The sequence below is a fragment of the Viridibacillus sp. FSL H8-0110 genome (assembly GCF_038003565.1).
Classification (GTDB): domain Bacteria; phylum Bacillota; class Bacilli; order Bacillales_A; family Planococcaceae; genus Viridibacillus; species Viridibacillus arenosi.
This window is the reverse complement of sequence record NZ_JBBOPJ010000001.1, coordinates 313,827-329,779: the sequence shown is the minus strand read 5'-3', so window position 1 is coordinate 329,779 and position 15,953 is coordinate 313,827. Positions and strand designations below refer to the sequence as shown.

The following is a 15,953-nucleotide window of genomic DNA, read 5'->3' as shown; positions in this document are numbered from 1 at the left end:
ATTGTTTATATACAGAATATTCAATATAATTAATAAAAAGGTTGTTAGGAGGGATTAGTTATGAATAAAGGGCGATGGAATGCTATAACGGATGTTCCAGATGTACATGTTGGTCATGTAACACTACATAAGAAGATTAATGAAGAAGATACAATTTGCACTGGTGTAACAGCCATCTTACCTCATAACCAAAATTCATTTGAACAAAAAGTACCTGCTGCAAGCTTTGTATTAAACGGCTTTGGTAAAACAGCCGGTCTTATACAAATAGAAGAGTTGGGAGTACTAGAATCACCTATCATGCTAACTAACACATTTAGTGTTGGTGCAGTTTTAGAAGGCACTTTGCAGCATATGTTGCAAGAAAATCCGTCAATTGGAGATTCTACTAGTTCACTTAATATTGTTGTTGGAGAGTGTAACGATAGTCATTTAAATAGCATGCGTTTAATGGCAGTTAGACCTGAGCATGCACAAAATGCAATCCAATATGCTGAGAGTGGTCCTGTTCAACAGGGAGCAGTGGGTGCTGGTAAAGGTATGATTTGTTACGGTGTCAAAGGAGGAATTGGTTCCTCTTCTAGAATTGTAGATAACGAAGATCAACCTTATACAGTTGGAGTATTATCCTTAACAAACTTTGGTAATGCCCATGAATGCAAATTCGCGAAATGGCAACAAGAACAAATCGATAAACCAGATGGTTCAGTCATTATCGTTGTCGCTACCAATGCTCCAGTTGATGCACGTCAACTAAAGCGCTTGGCTAAACGTGCTTCCATTGGCTTAGGTAGAACAGGTACACATATCCATAATGGTAGTGGTGATATTATTATCTGCTTTTCAAATGCATATACAATACCACACACATCAAATTCATTTACTGAAGAATATTCAATATTACGTGATGATACAGACGTAATGAATAACCTTTTCCAAGCAGTAATTGAGGCAACTGAAGAATCAATATACCAATCTTTACTACATGCTGAAACGACAACCGGAAGGAAGAATCGCATGATTAGTAAAGGACAATTATAAAAAGGAAGCTTGGCATTTTTGCCGAGCTTCCTTTTGGTATTAAGCGAATATTTGCCAACCAAGCGTTACGAAAACAATTCCGACAAATAATGTGAGTACTGGGTATAATAGCACTGCACGATAATCACGTTCTTCAATTAATTTTACAACGTCAAAAGCAAATGTAGAAAATGTAGTGAATGCTCCTAAAAACCCAATTATGAAGAATGAAGAAAACGTCTCTTGCTCAGCCCCTATATGTAAAGCCATTCCCATTAATAGTGAACCAACACTATTTACAAGAAAGGTACCTATAAAAAAGGGTTGATCCTTACGTTTCATCCACTCTATCACACCATAACGAGTGATGGCACCGAGACCACCACCTGCAGCAATTAATAGCCAAATCATAATCGTTCACCTGCTTTTACTTTTGGAACTGTACATAAGTAACCAAAAGAGGCTAAAGCAACGCAAACAGCTGTCATCATAATTGCATATAAGATAGCTAATAATGTGTTAGTCTGCATGAGAGCAAACCAACTTGCAGAAAAAGTGGAGAATGTCGTAAATGCTCCTAACATACCTGTTGTTAAAAGAAGTCGCAATGAATTGGATGGTTTATATCGAATAAATAGCCCGTTTAGAACCCCTAATACGGCACTTCCCGTACCATTTACAAGCCACAATATCCACTCCGAGGGTACCGTTATAGTCACACCATAGCGAAGTATTGCTCCTATCATACCGCCCAGCGCGACCGATATTATTTCTACCATTTTAAACACCTTCTATGTTACTGAGCCTTTAATAATAATTTCTTACCGTTAGGCACATCACCTGTAATAATGGTTTCATGATACTGGCCATTCGCCCAATCGTCAACTTGATCGTTATACCACTCAGACTTCATATGACCACTTTGCCCTGGCCCAACAATATGGTATCCCTTCGATAAATCACTTAAATCTGCAATAAAGCGCCAAGATGCACCGTGATTTACATTGCCATTTTCTTTATTTGCAGCTGCTTGTACTGTAAATTTAGAGCCTCCGATTGGTACTGGCTTTGGATTAAGTAATTTTGCTAGAATTGGAGAAGCTGCCGATAGTGGGTGGTTAAATGTTAACTGATGATAATCTCCCCATTGCCATTTTTTAAAACTCTTACCATACTCATCTTCAATATCTTTAATAGTTGTTTTAAAAGAATTATACATAAGTTGGTCAATTCCATCGGCTTTTGTCACCCATGCACCTTGCTTTCCTGCAAATGCTTGGCGTAAGATTTCATCTGTAACATTGTATTTTCCTGACATCATTTCATAAACGTCTTCTGGCAAATTGTCTTCAAACAATTCCTTCTGAACATTAATCATCCATAAATTAAAAACTAGAGGAGCACCCGATTCTTTTGAATCAACTTGATTCCAATCCTCCATCATTTTCAAAATATCCTTATATTCATTTTTACTATCTGATTTTTTTACTGAGCTAAGCATATCTCCCAAAAATTCACCCGCATATAAATTTTTCTGATCCATTTGCAGGTTTTCCATATCTTTTACAGTTAGCTTATTATTGTTTTCTAGCACTTCGTAAATTCGTTCAAAACGATATGGCTGTGCCCAGAAGCTCGTAATATGATATGGATATTCTTCCCCTACTATTTCATTGTTTGCTGTCGCAATAAAACCTTCCTTAGGGTTTACGACTTTTGGTAATTTGTCATAATCAATGTAACCTTTCCAGTCATATTCTTTTGAATCCCCTGGTACCGGTAATTGTCCATCACCTTTTTTACGAATTGGAATACGTCCATTTGCTTTATAAGCAATCGTGCCGTCCTCTGAAGCAAAAACAAAGTTTTGTGCTGGTGCTTGAAAATCTTCTAAAGCTTTTTCAAATTGCTCCCAATTTTCTGCGCGATTCATATTCAGTATCGCTTGTAATTCCAGCGTTGGCTCTAGAGCCGTCCATTGCATAGAGAAAACCGCAGTTGGTTTTTCCTTTTTAAATGCTAAATCTGAAATAATTGGGCCATGTCTTGTTTCTATCACTTCAAAGTCTACCGTTTTGCCACCTTTAATTTTGATGGGCTCATCACGTACTGTAGCCTTTTCCCATTTACCCTCATATTTAAATTCAGTCGTATTACTTGGATTTGGTGTTTCGATATATAAATCCTGTGCATCTGGACCAACATTGGTAACACCCCACGCTACCTTCTCGTTATGTCCTAAAATAATACCAGGTATCCCCGCAAAAATAACTCCACTTACATTTTGAGTTGGAGACTCCAAATGCATTTGATACCAAATAGATGGTGTACTTAAACCTAAATGAGGGTCATCCGCCAATAATGGCTTTCCTGATTCTGTTTTACTACCGGATACAACCCAGTTATTACTACCGTTAAATTCATGGGGTAGTAGCGATGCATCGAATTGTCCTGCAACCTTTACAGGTGTGTTTTTATTTGCTGCAATAATCGATTTCGCATTTTCTGGATATTTAATGAATAATTCTTTAGCCTCTTCATCTGATAAATTGTTTAATGCCCAGTGTCTAAACGCTAACATATCCCAATTCCCACCTAAATCATAGGCCATATATTTACCAATTGTTAATGAATCAACTGCTGTCCATGGTTCTGGTTCATACCCAAGCAAACGAAACTCATAAGATAAAGTACCCTCTTTATTTGCTTGATCTATAAATGAATTTACACCTTCTGCATACCAAGCTAAAACTTGCTTAGCCTCTTGTGAATATCCCGCTTCAGATTTTTCTGCAGCAGATCTCAAACTAAAAGTACGAAAGAATTTATCCGTATCTACTGCAGACTCACCGACAACCTCTGCTAGTCTACCGCTTGCTTGTCTTCTCGCTAAGTCCATCTGGAATAGTCGATCCTGAGCTTGCACAAATCCTTGTGCTCGATATAAATCTGCATCTGTTTTAGCTGTGAGATGTGGTACTCCTTTGTCATCTCTTACTACTTTCACATTTTCATCCAATACTGCTACTTGCATTTCGCCATCTACTTTTGGTTTAGATTTTCCTATGTAACCATTAACAAAAATAAGTGCTCCACATGCAATAAGTATTAAAACCCCTATAGTCCAGCTTAGCCATTTCCATAATCGAACACGCTTTTTCCCTTTGACCATAATTTCGCCTCCCCTTACTCTTACTATATTCGGCTCCCGAAGTATTTTCCCCTTTTAAATAAAATAAAAAACCGCGCTTTTTCGACAAAAAGCGTGGTTTCTCTATTAAAACAAATTATTTTAATGTTAATACGATTGGACAATGGTCACTTCCTAGAATACTAGCATGTACTTCTGCATCCTCAATTTTCTCTTGCAAACGATCTGAGACGATAAAGTAATCGATCCGCCAACCAATATTACGTTCTCTTACTTTATTCATATAAGACCACCATGTATAAGTATCTGTTTGTGTTGGGTATAAATATCGGAAAGTATCTGTAAATCCTGAACCTAACAACGTTGTCATTCTTCCACGTTCTTCTTCTGTAAAGCCAGAATTGCCGATATTGGCCTTTGCATTTTTTATATCTATTTCTTCATGTGCAACATTCAAATCACCGCAATAAATAACGGGCTTTACTTCGTCTAAGGATAGCAGGTATGTTCTCAACTCATCCTCCCATTCAATTCTGTAGTCAAGACGAGCTAAGTCACGTTTAGAATTTGGTGTATACACATTTACTAAATAGAAATCTTCATACTCTAATGTAATGATACGTCCCTCTTCTTGCATTGATTCGTCACCTACACCATATTTAACAGACAGTGGCGTATGTTTTGTAAAAATAGCTGTACCTGAATAACCTTTGCGCTCTGCATAATTCCAATATTGTTTATAACCTGGTAAATCTAATTCAAGTTGTCCAGCTTGGCATTTTGATTCTTGAATACTGAAAAAATCCGCATCAACTTCATTAAAATAATCTAAAAAGCCCTTTTTCAAGCATGCTCGAATTCCATTAACATTCCAAGATACAAATTTCATAGTGAGCTCCCCTTTAAATATAAATACGCCTTCCGCATGTAATACGAAAGGCGTTCTCTGTAGTTTTTAGTTTAATAAAGTTTACAATGATCCGTTTTTAGAAGGTTCTTCTCCAACGATTTTCACTTCTAATTCTAAATCAACATCAAATTTCTCTTTAACAGTTGCTTGCACCATTTTAATAGTGTTGATGTAATCGGTAGCTGTTGCGCCACCTTTATTTACGATAAAGCCAGCATGCTTCGTAGAAACCTCCGCACCGCCTACACCTTTACCCTGGAGCTCACTGTCTTGAATCAATTTACCTGCAAAGTAACCTGGAGGACGTTTGAAAACACTCCCTGCTGAAGGATATTCAAGCGGTTGTTTCGATTCACGCAAAAATGTTAACTCAGCAATTTTTGCATCGATTTCTTGTTGATCTCCTCGTTGTAATTCAAATTCAGAAGATAATACATAATATCCTTTTTTGGAGATAATACTTTTACGGTAGCTTAGGTCAAGTTGTTCTTTATTTAGAACTAACTTTTCGCCTGTTGATGTTAATACAGTTGATTGTAGAATAACATCGTTTATTTCTCCGCCGTATGCACCAGCATTCATAGCCATCGCGCCACCAATAGATCCTGGAATACCACATGAGAATTCTAGTCCTGTTAAAGTTGCCTCTGCCGCTGCTATTGATACGTCTTTAAGCAGCGCGCCTGCTTGTGCATAAACAGTTGTGCCATCGATGTGGATTGTATCCAATTTCGAAAAGTTCAGGACAATTCCTCTAACTCCTCCATCACGTACAACCATATTCGAGCCATTCCCTAATAGCAAAATCGGGATATCATTGTTATTCGCATACTTTACAATTGCTACTGCCTCTTCTTCAGTAGAAGGCATGACAAATACATCCGCGCTACCGCCTAGCTTTGTCATCGTGTATTGATCTAGTGGTTCATCTATTTTAACATTTTCTGGATTTACTATAGTAGATAATTTTGCTGCCCATTGTTGTTTCATTATTGAAAGACCTTTCCTCTCTAAACTTCTATTCCTTCATAGTATGAATAGACAATGGCATTTTTTCAAGTGATTTTCACTTAAAGCCATTTTTTAGACCAATTTTCAATCTCATCAATCGCAGCTTTTAAACCTTGGCCTTTTTCTGTCAAAGTATATTCTACGCGAACGGGCACTTCAGTATACACATGGCGCTCAACAAGACCTTCTTTTTCAAGTTCTTTTAGACGCTCAGATAGCAGTCGCCCGCTAATTGGCATCGACGATTCAATTTCATTAAAGCGCTGTGGTCCATCTAATAATTGATATAAAATTAAGCCCATCCAGCGTTTACCTATCAAATCCATAGATTTTGCTAAACGAGGGCATAATGCTGATTCCTTCATTTGTTTCACCTCTATATATGCTATTGTAGCGGGATTATTTTAAAAAGTAAACTTTCGGTAACTTATTTACTTGACGTAAGTAATTTATTATTTTATAGTTAGTTACGAAAAGTAAGTGTAAAATATTTGAGGGGAGGAACTACTTTGACTTTCAAATTAGATCCCAAAATGACATTAGGATATGTACAGTTACGTGTACAATCTCTAGAAAAGCAAAAAGAATTTTATCAAATGTTAGGGTTCCACGTAATTAAGGAATCCAATTCAGAAGTTATCTTTGGTGCAGGTAGTACTGAACCCATTCTAATATTAACTACTACAGAGGATGCTGTGCCAAGACCAACACGTACTACAGGTCTTTTCCACTTCGCTATATTAGTACCAAGTCGCGAAGATTTAGCGCATGTTATCGGAAATTTATTAGAAATTGGCGCTCCTATTTCTGGAGCAGGTGACCACCTTTATTCTGAAGCGTTTTATCTAAGTGATCCAGAAGGCAACGGAATTGAAATATACCGCGATCTACCAAGAAGTGAGTGGCTGATTGAACCAAACGGTCAAGTGAACACAGCTACTGAACCGATCGATTTCAAAGGCATCATGGCTTTATACAAACCGGAGCTTTCATGGAAAGGGTTTCCATATGGTACAATTTTAGGCCACATGCATTTAAACGTTACGAACTTAGACGATGCAACAAGCCACTTCTATTTAAAGGCTCTAGGATTAGATTTAATGACTAACTTTATGGATTCAGCATTCTTTATGTCTGCCGGTGGTTATCATCACCACATTGCAACAAATATTTGGCAAGGTGTAGGTGCTCCACTCCCACCAGAAAATGCTATTGGATTAATGGGATACTCTCTTAAGCTGTCTTCAAAAGATGAATTAAACAAACTGAAAGAAAATTTACTAACCTTCAATGTTTCATTCTCTGAAGATGAGGGGAAAATAATTGTAAAAGATTTAAATAAGAGTGACATGATTTTCTATGCATAAGCATAAAATTCATCTGTAACATAACACTCATATTATCTTTAATTCGAAACTCTTGATTTCGAGATAATATTGTATTATGATAAATATACTAAATAACAAACACTTTTTAGGAGGAATTTTAAAATGGCAAAATATAACGTAGACCAAGCTCACTCTAATTTAGGTTTCCAAGTCAAACACATGATGATTTCAAAGGTTAAAGGTAACTTCGGTTCTTTTACTGCAGATATCGATGCTAATCCAGAAGATTTAACTGGTGCATCAATTAAATTCGAAATTGATGTTGCGAGTGTAAATTCAAACAATGAAGATCGCGATAATCACTTAAAGTCAGCTGAATTCTTTGATGCTGAACAATTCCCTAAAATGACTTTCGTTGCTACAAACATTAAATCTACAGGTGACGGAGAATACGAAATTACTGGAGATTTCACAATTAAGGATGTAACGAAATCTGTAACTTTTGAAGCTGAATACGGTGGTAAAGGTACTAACCCATGGGGTCAAGAAGTTGTAGGTTTTGAAGCTGAAACTAAAATTAACCGTAAAGACTTCGGTTTGACTTGGAACGCAGCACTAGAAACTGGTGGCGTACTAGTTGGCGATGATATCAAAATTAATATCGAACTTGAAGCGAACCCTGCTTAATTCAATTTAAAACTTCTAAGAAAATTGCTATTACCCTAGCAAGCCTAACCAGTCACACTTTTGTGACTGGTTATTTTTTTGTTTCTTCATTAAAGCAAAGGACCTTTGAGGTACAAAGTGGCGACCGAATTGAATTGCCTGTAAGCGGGCGTGAATACGGAATCCTCGTAGAGGGAGACTTTGGTTTACTAACATTTCAAGGCACTCGTTATAAAAGTTTTGAACGCAATAGAAAAGAGGGAAGCACCATTTAATGGGCCTCCCTCTTTCTTTATAAATAGCCTAACTAAAAATTAGGCATTCACTAATAATCTTATATTAAGCGTGAACAGCTGATAATGATTTTGCTGCTGCTTTAACGCGTTCCATACCTTCAGCAATAATTGCTTCTGCTTTGTCTGGCATTGCGTTATGGCCTTCGATTACTACTTCTTCAACTGACATACCGAATACGCCACCGAATACATTACGCATATAGTTTACAGCCATTTCCATTGGTGCTGTTTCTGGAGTTGAATAGATACCACCACGAGCGCTTAAAAGAATAGCTTTTTTCTCTGGCATTAAGTTAATCATGTTACCTTCTGCATCATATTTGAAAGCAAAACCTGCTTGGTATACGTAATCAACGAAAGTTTGTAATTTAGCTGGAATTGTTAAGTTCCATAATGGGAATGCGAATACTACTACGTCAGCAGCAGTTAAAGCGTCCATTGCTTTTTGTTTTGCAGTAAGAAGGCGACCTTCTATATCTGTAAGTTCTTCACCACTTTGTACTTTACCAAATGCATTGAATAAATCTTGTCCGAAGTATGGTAGATCTTCAGCGAATACATCAAATGTAGTCACGTTTAAATCTTGTGCACCTTTTACTTCCTCCATGAATACTTCATACATTTTACTAGAAACGCCTTCAGTAGAAGGACGGTTATTTGCTTTAACAACTAATACGTTTGTCAATTTAATCTCTCTCTTTCTCTTAGTTAAAAATAGTTCTCGAATAAAATATCTCAAATTCAAGATAATTTTATTTTATAAAAAAACAGATACACTGTCAATGCATCTGTTCTCATACTTTTGACTGAAGATTAAAGTTCACATTTGCCATCTTCACAAATGTCTGTACCTTCTACACCCATCATTTTAAGTGTGGGTTGAATTCCCTCTTCTGCTGCCACTTTACGAATTGTTTCTTCGAATAATTCCTGTGGTTGAGCACCTGAAATTGCATATTTGCGATTTAATACAAAGAATGGGACACCTCTAACACCTATTTGTGAAGCCTCTTGAATATCAGCCAATACCTCTGAAGAATAATTATCTGAATTTAGTACATCTAGTACTCTCTCACGATTTAAACCGACTTCTACTGCCAACTCTACTAATACTTCAGTTAAGCCAAGTTGTTTTGCTTCAATAAAGTGCGCACGTAGTAAACGCTCAGTCATTTCAGCAGCTTTACCTTCTGCTTCAGCGTATTTTGCTAAACGATGTGATTTAAAAGTATTAGCAGGTTTCATATTTTCAAAATCAAAATCTAATCCTACTTCTTTTGCACGGCCAGCAACACCAACTGTTTGGGCTTTTGCCGCTTCAATTGTAGAGCCGAATTTTTTAGCTAGCGCTTCGTACATGGATTCATCCGTAATAGCCGGAGTGTTTGGATCTAACTGATAACTCTTAAATATCACTTGTGTTTGTTCACTGAATCCCGTATTTTGCAAAGCTTTTTCTAATTGTCTTTTACCGATATAACAAAATGGACATACATAGTCTGACCAAATTTCAATTTTCATCAATGCTCACCTCTTGCAGATATTGTATATGTGAACATTTGAAACAGCAATTTATCTGCTTATACATAATTTCTCAAATACTCCACATGCTAAAAAAAATGTACTTGGAGGCATCTTATGGCATCTTCAATTTGGCTAGATAAACAAGCACCTTTTGCAAGACCTTCACTCGAACAATCAATCGAAACTGACATCTGTATTATTGGTGGGGGTATTTCTGGCATACTCGCTGCTTACTTACTCTCAAAAGTTGGTAGGAAAGTTACTTTATTAGAAGGTAATACTTTATTTTCAGGTACTACCGGCCATTCTACTGGGAAAGTAACTGCACAACAAGGTCTATTATATAGCCAACTTATTACTAAATTTGGTGTCGAAGCAGCACAACAATATTATGAACTCAACCAGCAAGCAGTGGATCTATCATTTAATTTAGCAGAACCCGATTGTGTGCATCATGCGGATTCATTTTTATATACACAGAAAGCTGACGGCAAAAAGGACTTAGAAGATGAATGGAAGGCTTACCAGACTCTTGGTATTCCTGGAGAATGGAATGCCGATTGCGAAATTCCATATGACATTGCCGCCTCCTTAAAAATGCCCAAACAAGCACAAATCCATCCTGTACGCTTTGGACGGACTATCGCAGAAAAGGCAATCCAATCAGGAGCTGAGATTTACGAGCATTCACGCGTGCAAAAGGTCAATATCTTAAAACCATGTGTAGAACTAGAGAATGGTCATACAGTTTGTTATAAAGAACTAATCTTATGCTCCCATTATCCACTAGAAGGTATAATTGGTATGCAAATTTTCAAACTGGAAGTCACTCGTTCTTATATCGTGGCTTTTGAGGCAAGCGAATTGTATAAAGGTCAGTATTTATCTATCGATAAACCTGGTCGCTCTATTCGAACAACATTAATCGATGACAAACCTTTTATATTATTAGCTGGGGATAGCCACCCGGCAGGTACTATTTCTAATACCTCCATGTATTATGAAGCGTTGCAATTAGAGGCTAAAGATAATTTCGCAGCTAACCACTGCAACTATCACTGGTCAGCGCAAGATCCTGAAACGGTAGACTTAATTCCTTATGTTGGGCAGATTAGTTCCCGTTTACCAAATATTTGGATGGCCTCCGGTTTCAGAAAATGGGGATTAGCTAATTCAATTGTGGCAGCACAATTGCTCCGAGACGGAATTGTTGGAAAACAGAATGTCGGAATCTCTCTTTATTCTCCGAAGCATACTAAATTCGGAGATGCAGTTTTACAAGCTTTAAAACTAGGTGGTAAAGTAACGAAGGATTTTGTCGGCGGTCATGTCACTCGTCGTGCTATGCCGCGCTGTACTCATTTAGGTTGTAAAACTAGATGGAATGAAGCTGATGAAACATGGGACTGTCCTTGTCATGGCTCACGTTTTTCAAAGGATGGTGCAGTACTTGAGGGACCTGCAGTATATCCACTTGACCTAAGTGGATTATAAAGTTGGTCGTAAGTGTAATCTTCTTGGTTCTTATCAGCAATAAAAAAAACTGCCTATTTCAATTGAAATAGGCAGTTCCTCCTCTAATGAGGATTATTTTAATGCGTCAGTTAATGCTGGGACAATTTGTTTTTTACGAGAAACTACACCTTTTAATAGCGCACGATTATTATCTGCCACAACATTAAATGCTGCATAAGCTTTTTCAGCTTGTGCACCTATTGCAACAGCAACTGAATCATTGTTTATGATATCCGTTACAACAAAAAAGAATAGGTCTAGACCTTTTTCTGCAACAGTGTTGTTCAATAAAATCTCTAAATCAGCTTGGCGATCCAAAACGTCATTTACATCAACAGCATTCACTTGAGCGATGACAACTTTGTGGTCTCCCATGCTGAATTCTTTTGCATCAAGAGAAAGTAAATCTTCTAATGATTTATCACTTAAATCAGCACCTGCTTTTAACATTGCAAGCCCATACTCAGCAGCGTCAACATCTGCAATTGCAGCTAACTCATTCGCTGCTTTTACATCTTGCTCTGTACATGTTGGTGATTTGAATAATAATGTATCCGAGATGATAGCAGATAACATAAGACCTGCATAGTTAGCTGGAATCTCAACTTCATTTTCTTTGAAGATTTTATTTAGAATTGTTGCTGTACAACCAACTGGTTCAGCGCGGTAGTACAATGGATCTGCTGTTTCAAAGTTAGCAATACGGTGATGATCAATAACTTCCGTTACTTGAACTTCAGCAATATCATCAGCACTTTGTTGACGTTCGTTATGATCAACTAATATTACTTGAGCAGCTTCTCCTGCAACTTTTTCCACTAAGCGTGGTGCATCAAATCCGAATTTTTCTAAAGCGTAAGCTGTTTCGTTGTTCAGTTCGCCAAGGCGAACAGCTTCAGCATGAATGCCTAGTTGTTTTTTTAAATATGCATATACTAACGCAGATGTGATTGTATCAGTATCTGGGTTTTTGTGTCCGAATACAAGTACTTTACTCATTTAAATTTTGCCTCCTAGATTTCAATAATTTCCGAATATATCTTATCACAATTAGCACTGAAAAAGAATGTCAGCACTTTGATGTTAAATGTTCAAGCCTTATTATAGCCTTAATTAAAAACATATTATTCCTGTATTATATTTTTATAAAGTTAATTTTACAAAACCACACTATCTGTTCCAAAATACCCTTAGATTAACATAGTCTTTTTTATCCACTAAAATTAATAATAATCATAAAAATCATGTAATTAGACTTAATACTATGTTACTATTTCTAATATAATATATACATATAATAAAGAGGGGTAATAATGGAAAATAAGATTGAAAAGAAATACATACCACTAGCTGAATATTTCAGCTCCGCAAAAGACGATAAAATTCAACTTTCCTTCACAGAAATCGAAACAATTATGGGACATTCATTACCTAACTCCTCCTATTTAAATAAGAGTTGGTGGAAAAAAACTAAACCTCCTCTAAAACATTATCTAGCTTGGGTAGAACAAGGATACTACGTAACTACAATACAACCTGGTTATCATGTGACGTTTGAAAAACCTACAAATAACAATAATGATGAATTGGATAGTTTAGAAAATGCCAAAAATACTTTTATCACTCGCTCCATTGAAACGGATGATGCACGTAACTTAGCCCAATTATTATCTACGTTAGATGCAGAGACAGATTTTATGCTCTATGGTAAAAACGAACGTGATCCATCTGTACAAAGTGTACGCAAGAAAATTACTAACTTGCGTAAAAGCGGTTCTAACTCCATTATTGTAGCAGTTGTTGAAGGTCAAATTGGGGGCTTGATCTCTATTTCTGGTAATAAAGCTCCACGTGCTAAACATCGTGCATCAATTTATCTCGGTGTCATGCAGAAATTTACTAACCAAGGGATTGGTACAGCACTTTTAAAAGAGGCTGAAAAATGGGCAATATCAAATACCATTCAAAGACTAGAACTAAGTGTTTGTAAATCCAATGCTATCGCAATCAATATGTACAATAAATTCGGCTTTACAATAGATGGGGAGCGTCGACAATCATTGAAAATAAACGATGAATTTGAAGATGAACTTTATATGAGTAAACTATTAAATATGTAATCACTAAAAAAAACTATGCAAATTTTGCATAGCTTTTTTTATTATCGATAAACTTTTTGACTTACTGTAAGTTGATCCATCAATTCTATATTTGGTTCATATCCAATCCCAAAAATTTCCGGCACTGAAATATAGCCATCTTCAACAACTACTTCAGGAGAAATAATATCTTGAGCCCAATAATGACTTGATCCTGCAGTATCACCTGGTAACACAAAGTTTTCTAGCGTCGTAAGTGCGACATTATGTGCTCGCCCAATACCAGATTCTAACATGCCGCCACACCAAACTTTAATATCATGTTGCTGGCATAAATCATGAATTCGTTTTGCCTCAGTTAAACCACCTACACGACCAAACTTGATATTGATAATACCACAGCTTCCAAGCTCAATCGCTGTACGTGCATCCTCATAAGAACAAATACTTTCATCTAAACAAATTGGCGTTTTTAAATGCTTTTGCAGCTTTGCATGGTCGATAATGTCATCCGATGCAAGTGGCTGCTCAATCATCATTAAATTGTACTCATCTAGTTTTTTAAGCAATTCTATATCATCTAAAGTATAAGCTGAATTGGCATCTACCATTAGCGGCACCTCTGGAAACTTTGCTCGAATTGCATGAATGACATCAATGTCCATACCTGGTTTAATCTTAACCTTCATACGTTTATAGCCTGCTAAAATATTATTTTCAATGCACTGTAGCAGTTGATCAATTGTCGGCTGAATACCAATACTTATACCCACTTCAATTTTCTTTTTCGATCCACCTAATGCATGCGAAAGTGATTGTTTTGTATTCTTCGCATATAGATCCCAAATGGCACATTCAAGAGTCGCCTTTGCCATTTTATTTTGGCGGATTACTTTGAACATATCGCTTATTTCATCAGGATGCTGAATATCTTTCTTAAGCACTAGTGGAATAAGGAAATCTTCAAGCATATGCCAACTCGTCTTAACTGTCTCTTCTGTATACCAAGGGATTTCAAATGCAACCCCTTCCCCCCAACCGGACATTCCACTATCATCTTTAGCTTCTAATATTAAAAACTGCTTATCTTGCACTGTACCGAAGCTTGTTACAAATGGCGATTTCATTCGCATACTTAGTTGCCGAATTTTAATTTCTGTTATCTTCACGCTACCGCACCTTCCACTATCGAATCTTAGATTAACGTTTTAATAAAAGATACGCTAATCTAAGATTTTCAGCAAGAGAGGGCTTCCTTTTCCACATGTGCAAATGCACCTAATACTGTTCGTGCCAAAATTTCTACTCCCACAATCAATTGAGCCTTATTAAATGTCATTTTTGGATGATGTAGCCCTGGAGTTAATCCACAACCAAGCCCTAACATTGCTGCCTTTACATTTGCCCTTTTAACCGTATAAAAATGAAAATCCTCTCCACCTGGTGTAATAACAGGGGGACGCAAATACTCTTCACCTACGGATTCAATAATTGCTTGCTCAATTATATCCTTTGCTTCGTCATCTACTTCAGCTGCTGCAACCCTTACTTGTTCTTGTAAATCAATTGACACTTCATACAACGATTCAATTGCACGTATTGTACGCTCTATTCCATAATGCAACTGCTCGATTCCTTCATTTGTTTGAGCACGAACATCAATCGTGAAATAGGCTTTCGCCGGAATTATATTCCCTGATTCTCCACCCGCTTGAAATTTCGTCACTTTTACCGAAAATGGAATCATTGTATCTATATGAATCGTTTTTAGTGCTTCGATTAAGCTTGCACCAATTTCAATTGCATTTTTACCTAAATGGGGTCTTGCAGCATGTGATTCCACACCGTTAATTTGGCCACTTAATAGTCTGGATGCACCATGATATAGCGCTGGGCAAAATGTGCCATCACGTAGCTCCTGCACCGGCCGGACATGTACTCCAAATAAATAATCCATATCGTCGACCAATCCACGGTCAACAAAGGACAATGCTCCCTGTCCTTTTTCTTCAGCAGGTTGGAATAATACCCGAATGGTACCTCGCCACGTTCTTTTCAAGCGCTTTAATAGTAGTAAAACGCCAATCACCATTGTCATATGCGCATCATGTCCACACGAATGATGCGCCTGAAATTCCCCATCAACTTCTTGCCATAAGGCATCGATATCAGTTCGTAGTCCTACAACAGGTCTACCCTCACCGATTTCCACATATAAACCAGTACTATCTGCAAACGTATGAACCTCGTACCCTTCTTGTTCTAATATTCCTTTAATATAATCTGTAGTCCGCCTTTCTTTCCAGCTAATTTCAGGGTTTTCATGCAGATACTTAAAAACACTTTTCAATTGTGGTTCAAGTAATGTTAACTGCTCCTTCATCATAAGCGTCTCCTATCTATTTATTTTTGAAAATATATGTTTATACTTAG

Annotated in this window: 17 protein-coding genes; 6 read left to right on the top strand and 11 right to left on the bottom strand. The window is 37.0% G+C overall.

Annotated elements, in window-relative coordinates; translation table 11 throughout:
- Positions 1 to 60 precede the first annotated feature (60 nt).
- Positions 61 to 1,041, top strand: coding sequence for a P1 family peptidase (locus MHH98_RS01695; RefSeq protein ID WP_076034774.1), 981 nt, complete (start codon positions 61 to 63; stop codon positions 1,039 to 1,041).
- A gap of 39 nt (positions 1,042 to 1,080) precedes the next feature.
- On the opposite strand, the gene crcB is transcribed toward MHH98_RS01695, so the two are convergent.
- The 6 genes from crcB to MHH98_RS01665 form a co-directional block, all read right to left on the bottom strand.
- Positions 1,081 to 1,431: a fluoride efflux transporter CrcB gene (gene crcB / locus MHH98_RS01690; protein ID WP_038186064.1), complete on the bottom strand. Its 351-nt coding sequence runs from the start codon at positions 1,429 to 1,431 to the stop codon at positions 1,081 to 1,083.
- A complete protein-coding gene (locus MHH98_RS01685) occupies positions 1,428 to 1,799 on the bottom strand; it encodes a fluoride efflux transporter FluC (RefSeq protein WP_038186067.1) in 372 nt (123 codons plus the stop codon). The genes crcB and MHH98_RS01685 overlap by 4 nt, the downstream gene beginning before the upstream one ends.
- 17 nt (positions 1,800 to 1,816) lie before the next feature.
- Entirely contained in the window at positions 1,817 to 4,192 is a 2,376-nt protein-coding gene (locus MHH98_RS01680; RefSeq protein WP_340712191.1) for a penicillin acylase family protein, read from the bottom strand.
- A gap of 115 nt (positions 4,193 to 4,307) precedes the next feature.
- A complete protein-coding gene (locus MHH98_RS01675) occupies positions 4,308 to 5,060 on the bottom strand; it encodes an exodeoxyribonuclease III (RefSeq protein WP_340712190.1) in 753 nt (250 codons plus the stop codon).
- An 81-nt stretch (positions 5,061 to 5,141) separates the two neighbouring features.
- Positions 5,142 to 6,074 (bottom strand): UDP-N-acetylmuramate dehydrogenase, encoded by a 933-nt coding sequence (gene murB, locus MHH98_RS01670; protein WP_210402643.1) that lies wholly within the window; start codon positions 6,072 to 6,074, stop codon positions 5,142 to 5,144.
- A 77-nt stretch (positions 6,075 to 6,151) separates the two neighbouring features.
- Positions 6,152 to 6,457, bottom strand: coding sequence for a winged helix-turn-helix transcriptional regulator (locus MHH98_RS01665; protein ID WP_038186087.1), 306 nt, complete (start codon positions 6,455 to 6,457; stop codon positions 6,152 to 6,154).
- A 144-nt stretch (positions 6,458 to 6,601) separates the two neighbouring features.
- Here MHH98_RS01665 and MHH98_RS01660 point away from each other — a divergent pair, with 144 nt between their 5' ends.
- The 3 genes from MHH98_RS01660 to MHH98_RS01650 all read left to right on the top strand — a co-directional run bounded on the left by MHH98_RS01660 (position 6,602) and on the right by MHH98_RS01650 (position 8,361).
- Positions 6,602 to 7,459: a VOC family protein gene (locus MHH98_RS01660; protein WP_340712189.1), complete on the top strand. Its 858-nt coding sequence runs from the start codon at positions 6,602 to 6,604 to the stop codon at positions 7,457 to 7,459.
- A gap of 123 nt (positions 7,460 to 7,582) precedes the next feature.
- Positions 7,583 to 8,107 carry a YceI family protein gene (locus MHH98_RS01655; RefSeq protein WP_038186090.1) on the top strand — a complete coding sequence of 175 codons (525 nt, stop codon included), beginning with the start codon at positions 7,583 to 7,585 and terminating at the stop codon, positions 8,105 to 8,107.
- Positions 8,108 to 8,169: 62 nt separating this feature from the next.
- Positions 8,170 to 8,361 (top strand): DUF2500 domain-containing protein, encoded by a 192-nt coding sequence (locus tag MHH98_RS01650; RefSeq protein ID WP_412104691.1) that lies wholly within the window; start codon positions 8,170 to 8,172, stop codon positions 8,359 to 8,361.
- Between the two features lie 64 nt (positions 8,362 to 8,425).
- On the opposite strand, the gene MHH98_RS01645 is transcribed toward MHH98_RS01650, so the two are convergent.
- Both MHH98_RS01645 and MHH98_RS01640 read right to left on the bottom strand, forming a co-directional pair.
- Positions 8,426 to 9,067 (bottom strand): FMN-dependent NADH-azoreductase, encoded by a 642-nt coding sequence (locus tag MHH98_RS01645; protein ID WP_038186102.1) that lies wholly within the window; start codon positions 9,065 to 9,067, stop codon positions 8,426 to 8,428.
- 128 nt (positions 9,068 to 9,195) lie between these two features.
- Complete coding sequence (locus MHH98_RS01640; RefSeq protein ID WP_038186105.1) at positions 9,196 to 9,903, bottom strand: DsbA family oxidoreductase; 708 nt, start codon at positions 9,901 to 9,903, stop codon at positions 9,196 to 9,198.
- Positions 9,904 to 10,020: 117 nt separating this feature from the next.
- On the opposite strand from MHH98_RS01640, the gene MHH98_RS01635 reads away from it, so the two are divergent.
- A complete protein-coding gene (locus MHH98_RS01635; RefSeq protein ID WP_038186108.1) occupies positions 10,021 to 11,400 on the top strand; it encodes an FAD-dependent oxidoreductase in 1,380 nt (459 codons plus the stop codon).
- Between the two features lie 93 nt (positions 11,401 to 11,493).
- Here the strand turns inward: MHH98_RS01635 and MHH98_RS01630 are convergent, their stop codons facing one another.
- Positions 11,494 to 12,420 (bottom strand): manganese-dependent inorganic pyrophosphatase, encoded by a 927-nt coding sequence (locus MHH98_RS01630; protein ID WP_340712188.1) that lies wholly within the window; start codon positions 12,418 to 12,420, stop codon positions 11,494 to 11,496.
- Positions 12,421 to 12,734: 314 nt separating this feature from the next.
- On the opposite strand from MHH98_RS01630, the gene MHH98_RS01625 reads away from it, so the two are divergent.
- Positions 12,735 to 13,541 carry a GNAT family N-acetyltransferase gene (locus tag MHH98_RS01625; RefSeq protein ID WP_340712187.1) on the top strand — a complete coding sequence of 269 codons (807 nt, stop codon included), beginning with the start codon at positions 12,735 to 12,737 and terminating at the stop codon, positions 13,539 to 13,541.
- Positions 13,542 to 13,582: 41 nt separating this feature from the next.
- Here MHH98_RS01625 and menC read toward each other — a convergent pair whose 3' ends face one another.
- Both menC and MHH98_RS01615 read right to left on the bottom strand, forming a co-directional pair.
- Entirely contained in the window at positions 13,583 to 14,689 is a 1,107-nt protein-coding gene (gene menC, locus MHH98_RS01620; RefSeq protein WP_340712186.1) for an o-succinylbenzoate synthase, read from the bottom strand.
- A gap of 68 nt (positions 14,690 to 14,757) precedes the next feature.
- Complete coding sequence (locus tag MHH98_RS01615) at positions 14,758 to 15,903, bottom strand: M20 peptidase aminoacylase family protein (protein ID WP_038186116.1); 1,146 nt, start codon at positions 15,901 to 15,903, stop codon at positions 14,758 to 14,760.
- Positions 15,904 to 15,953 lie beyond the last annotated feature (50 nt).

Excerpts from the sequence above, each read along its gene's own strand:
- MHH98_RS01695 (WP_076034774.1), top strand. The coding sequence starts at position 61 with ATGAATAAAGGGCGATGGAATGCTATAACGGATGTTCCAGATGTACAT.
- crcB (WP_038186064.1), bottom strand. The coding sequence starts at position 1,431 with ATGATTTGGCTATTAATTGCTGCAGGTGGTGGTCTCGGTGCCATCACT.
- MHH98_RS01685 (WP_038186067.1), bottom strand. The coding sequence starts at position 1,799 with ATGGTAGAAATAATATCGGTCGCGCTGGGCGGTATGATAGGAGCAATA.
- MHH98_RS01680 (WP_340712191.1), bottom strand. The coding sequence starts at position 4,192 with ATGGTCAAAGGGAAAAAGCGTGTTCGATTATGGAAATGGCTAAGCTGG.
- MHH98_RS01675 (WP_340712190.1), bottom strand. The coding sequence starts at position 5,060 with ATGAAATTTGTATCTTGGAATGTTAATGGAATTCGAGCATGCTTGAAA.
- MHH98_RS01665 (WP_038186087.1), bottom strand. The coding sequence starts at position 6,457 with ATGAAGGAATCAGCATTATGCCCTCGTTTAGCAAAATCTATGGATTTG.
- MHH98_RS01655 (WP_038186090.1), top strand. The coding sequence starts at position 7,583 with ATGGCAAAATATAACGTAGACCAAGCTCACTCTAATTTAGGTTTCCAA.
- MHH98_RS01640 (WP_038186105.1), bottom strand. The coding sequence starts at position 9,903 with ATGAAAATTGAAATTTGGTCAGACTATGTATGTCCATTTTGTTATATC.
- MHH98_RS01635 (WP_038186108.1), top strand. The coding sequence starts at position 10,021 with ATGGCATCTTCAATTTGGCTAGATAAACAAGCACCTTTTGCAAGACCT.
- MHH98_RS01630 (WP_340712188.1), bottom strand. The coding sequence starts at position 12,420 with ATGAGTAAAGTACTTGTATTCGGACACAAAAACCCAGATACTGATACA.
- MHH98_RS01625 (WP_340712187.1), top strand. The coding sequence starts at position 12,735 with ATGGAAAATAAGATTGAAAAGAAATACATACCACTAGCTGAATATTTC.
- MHH98_RS01615 (WP_038186116.1), bottom strand. The coding sequence starts at position 15,903 with ATGAAGGAGCAGTTAACATTACTTGAACCACAATTGAAAAGTGTTTTT.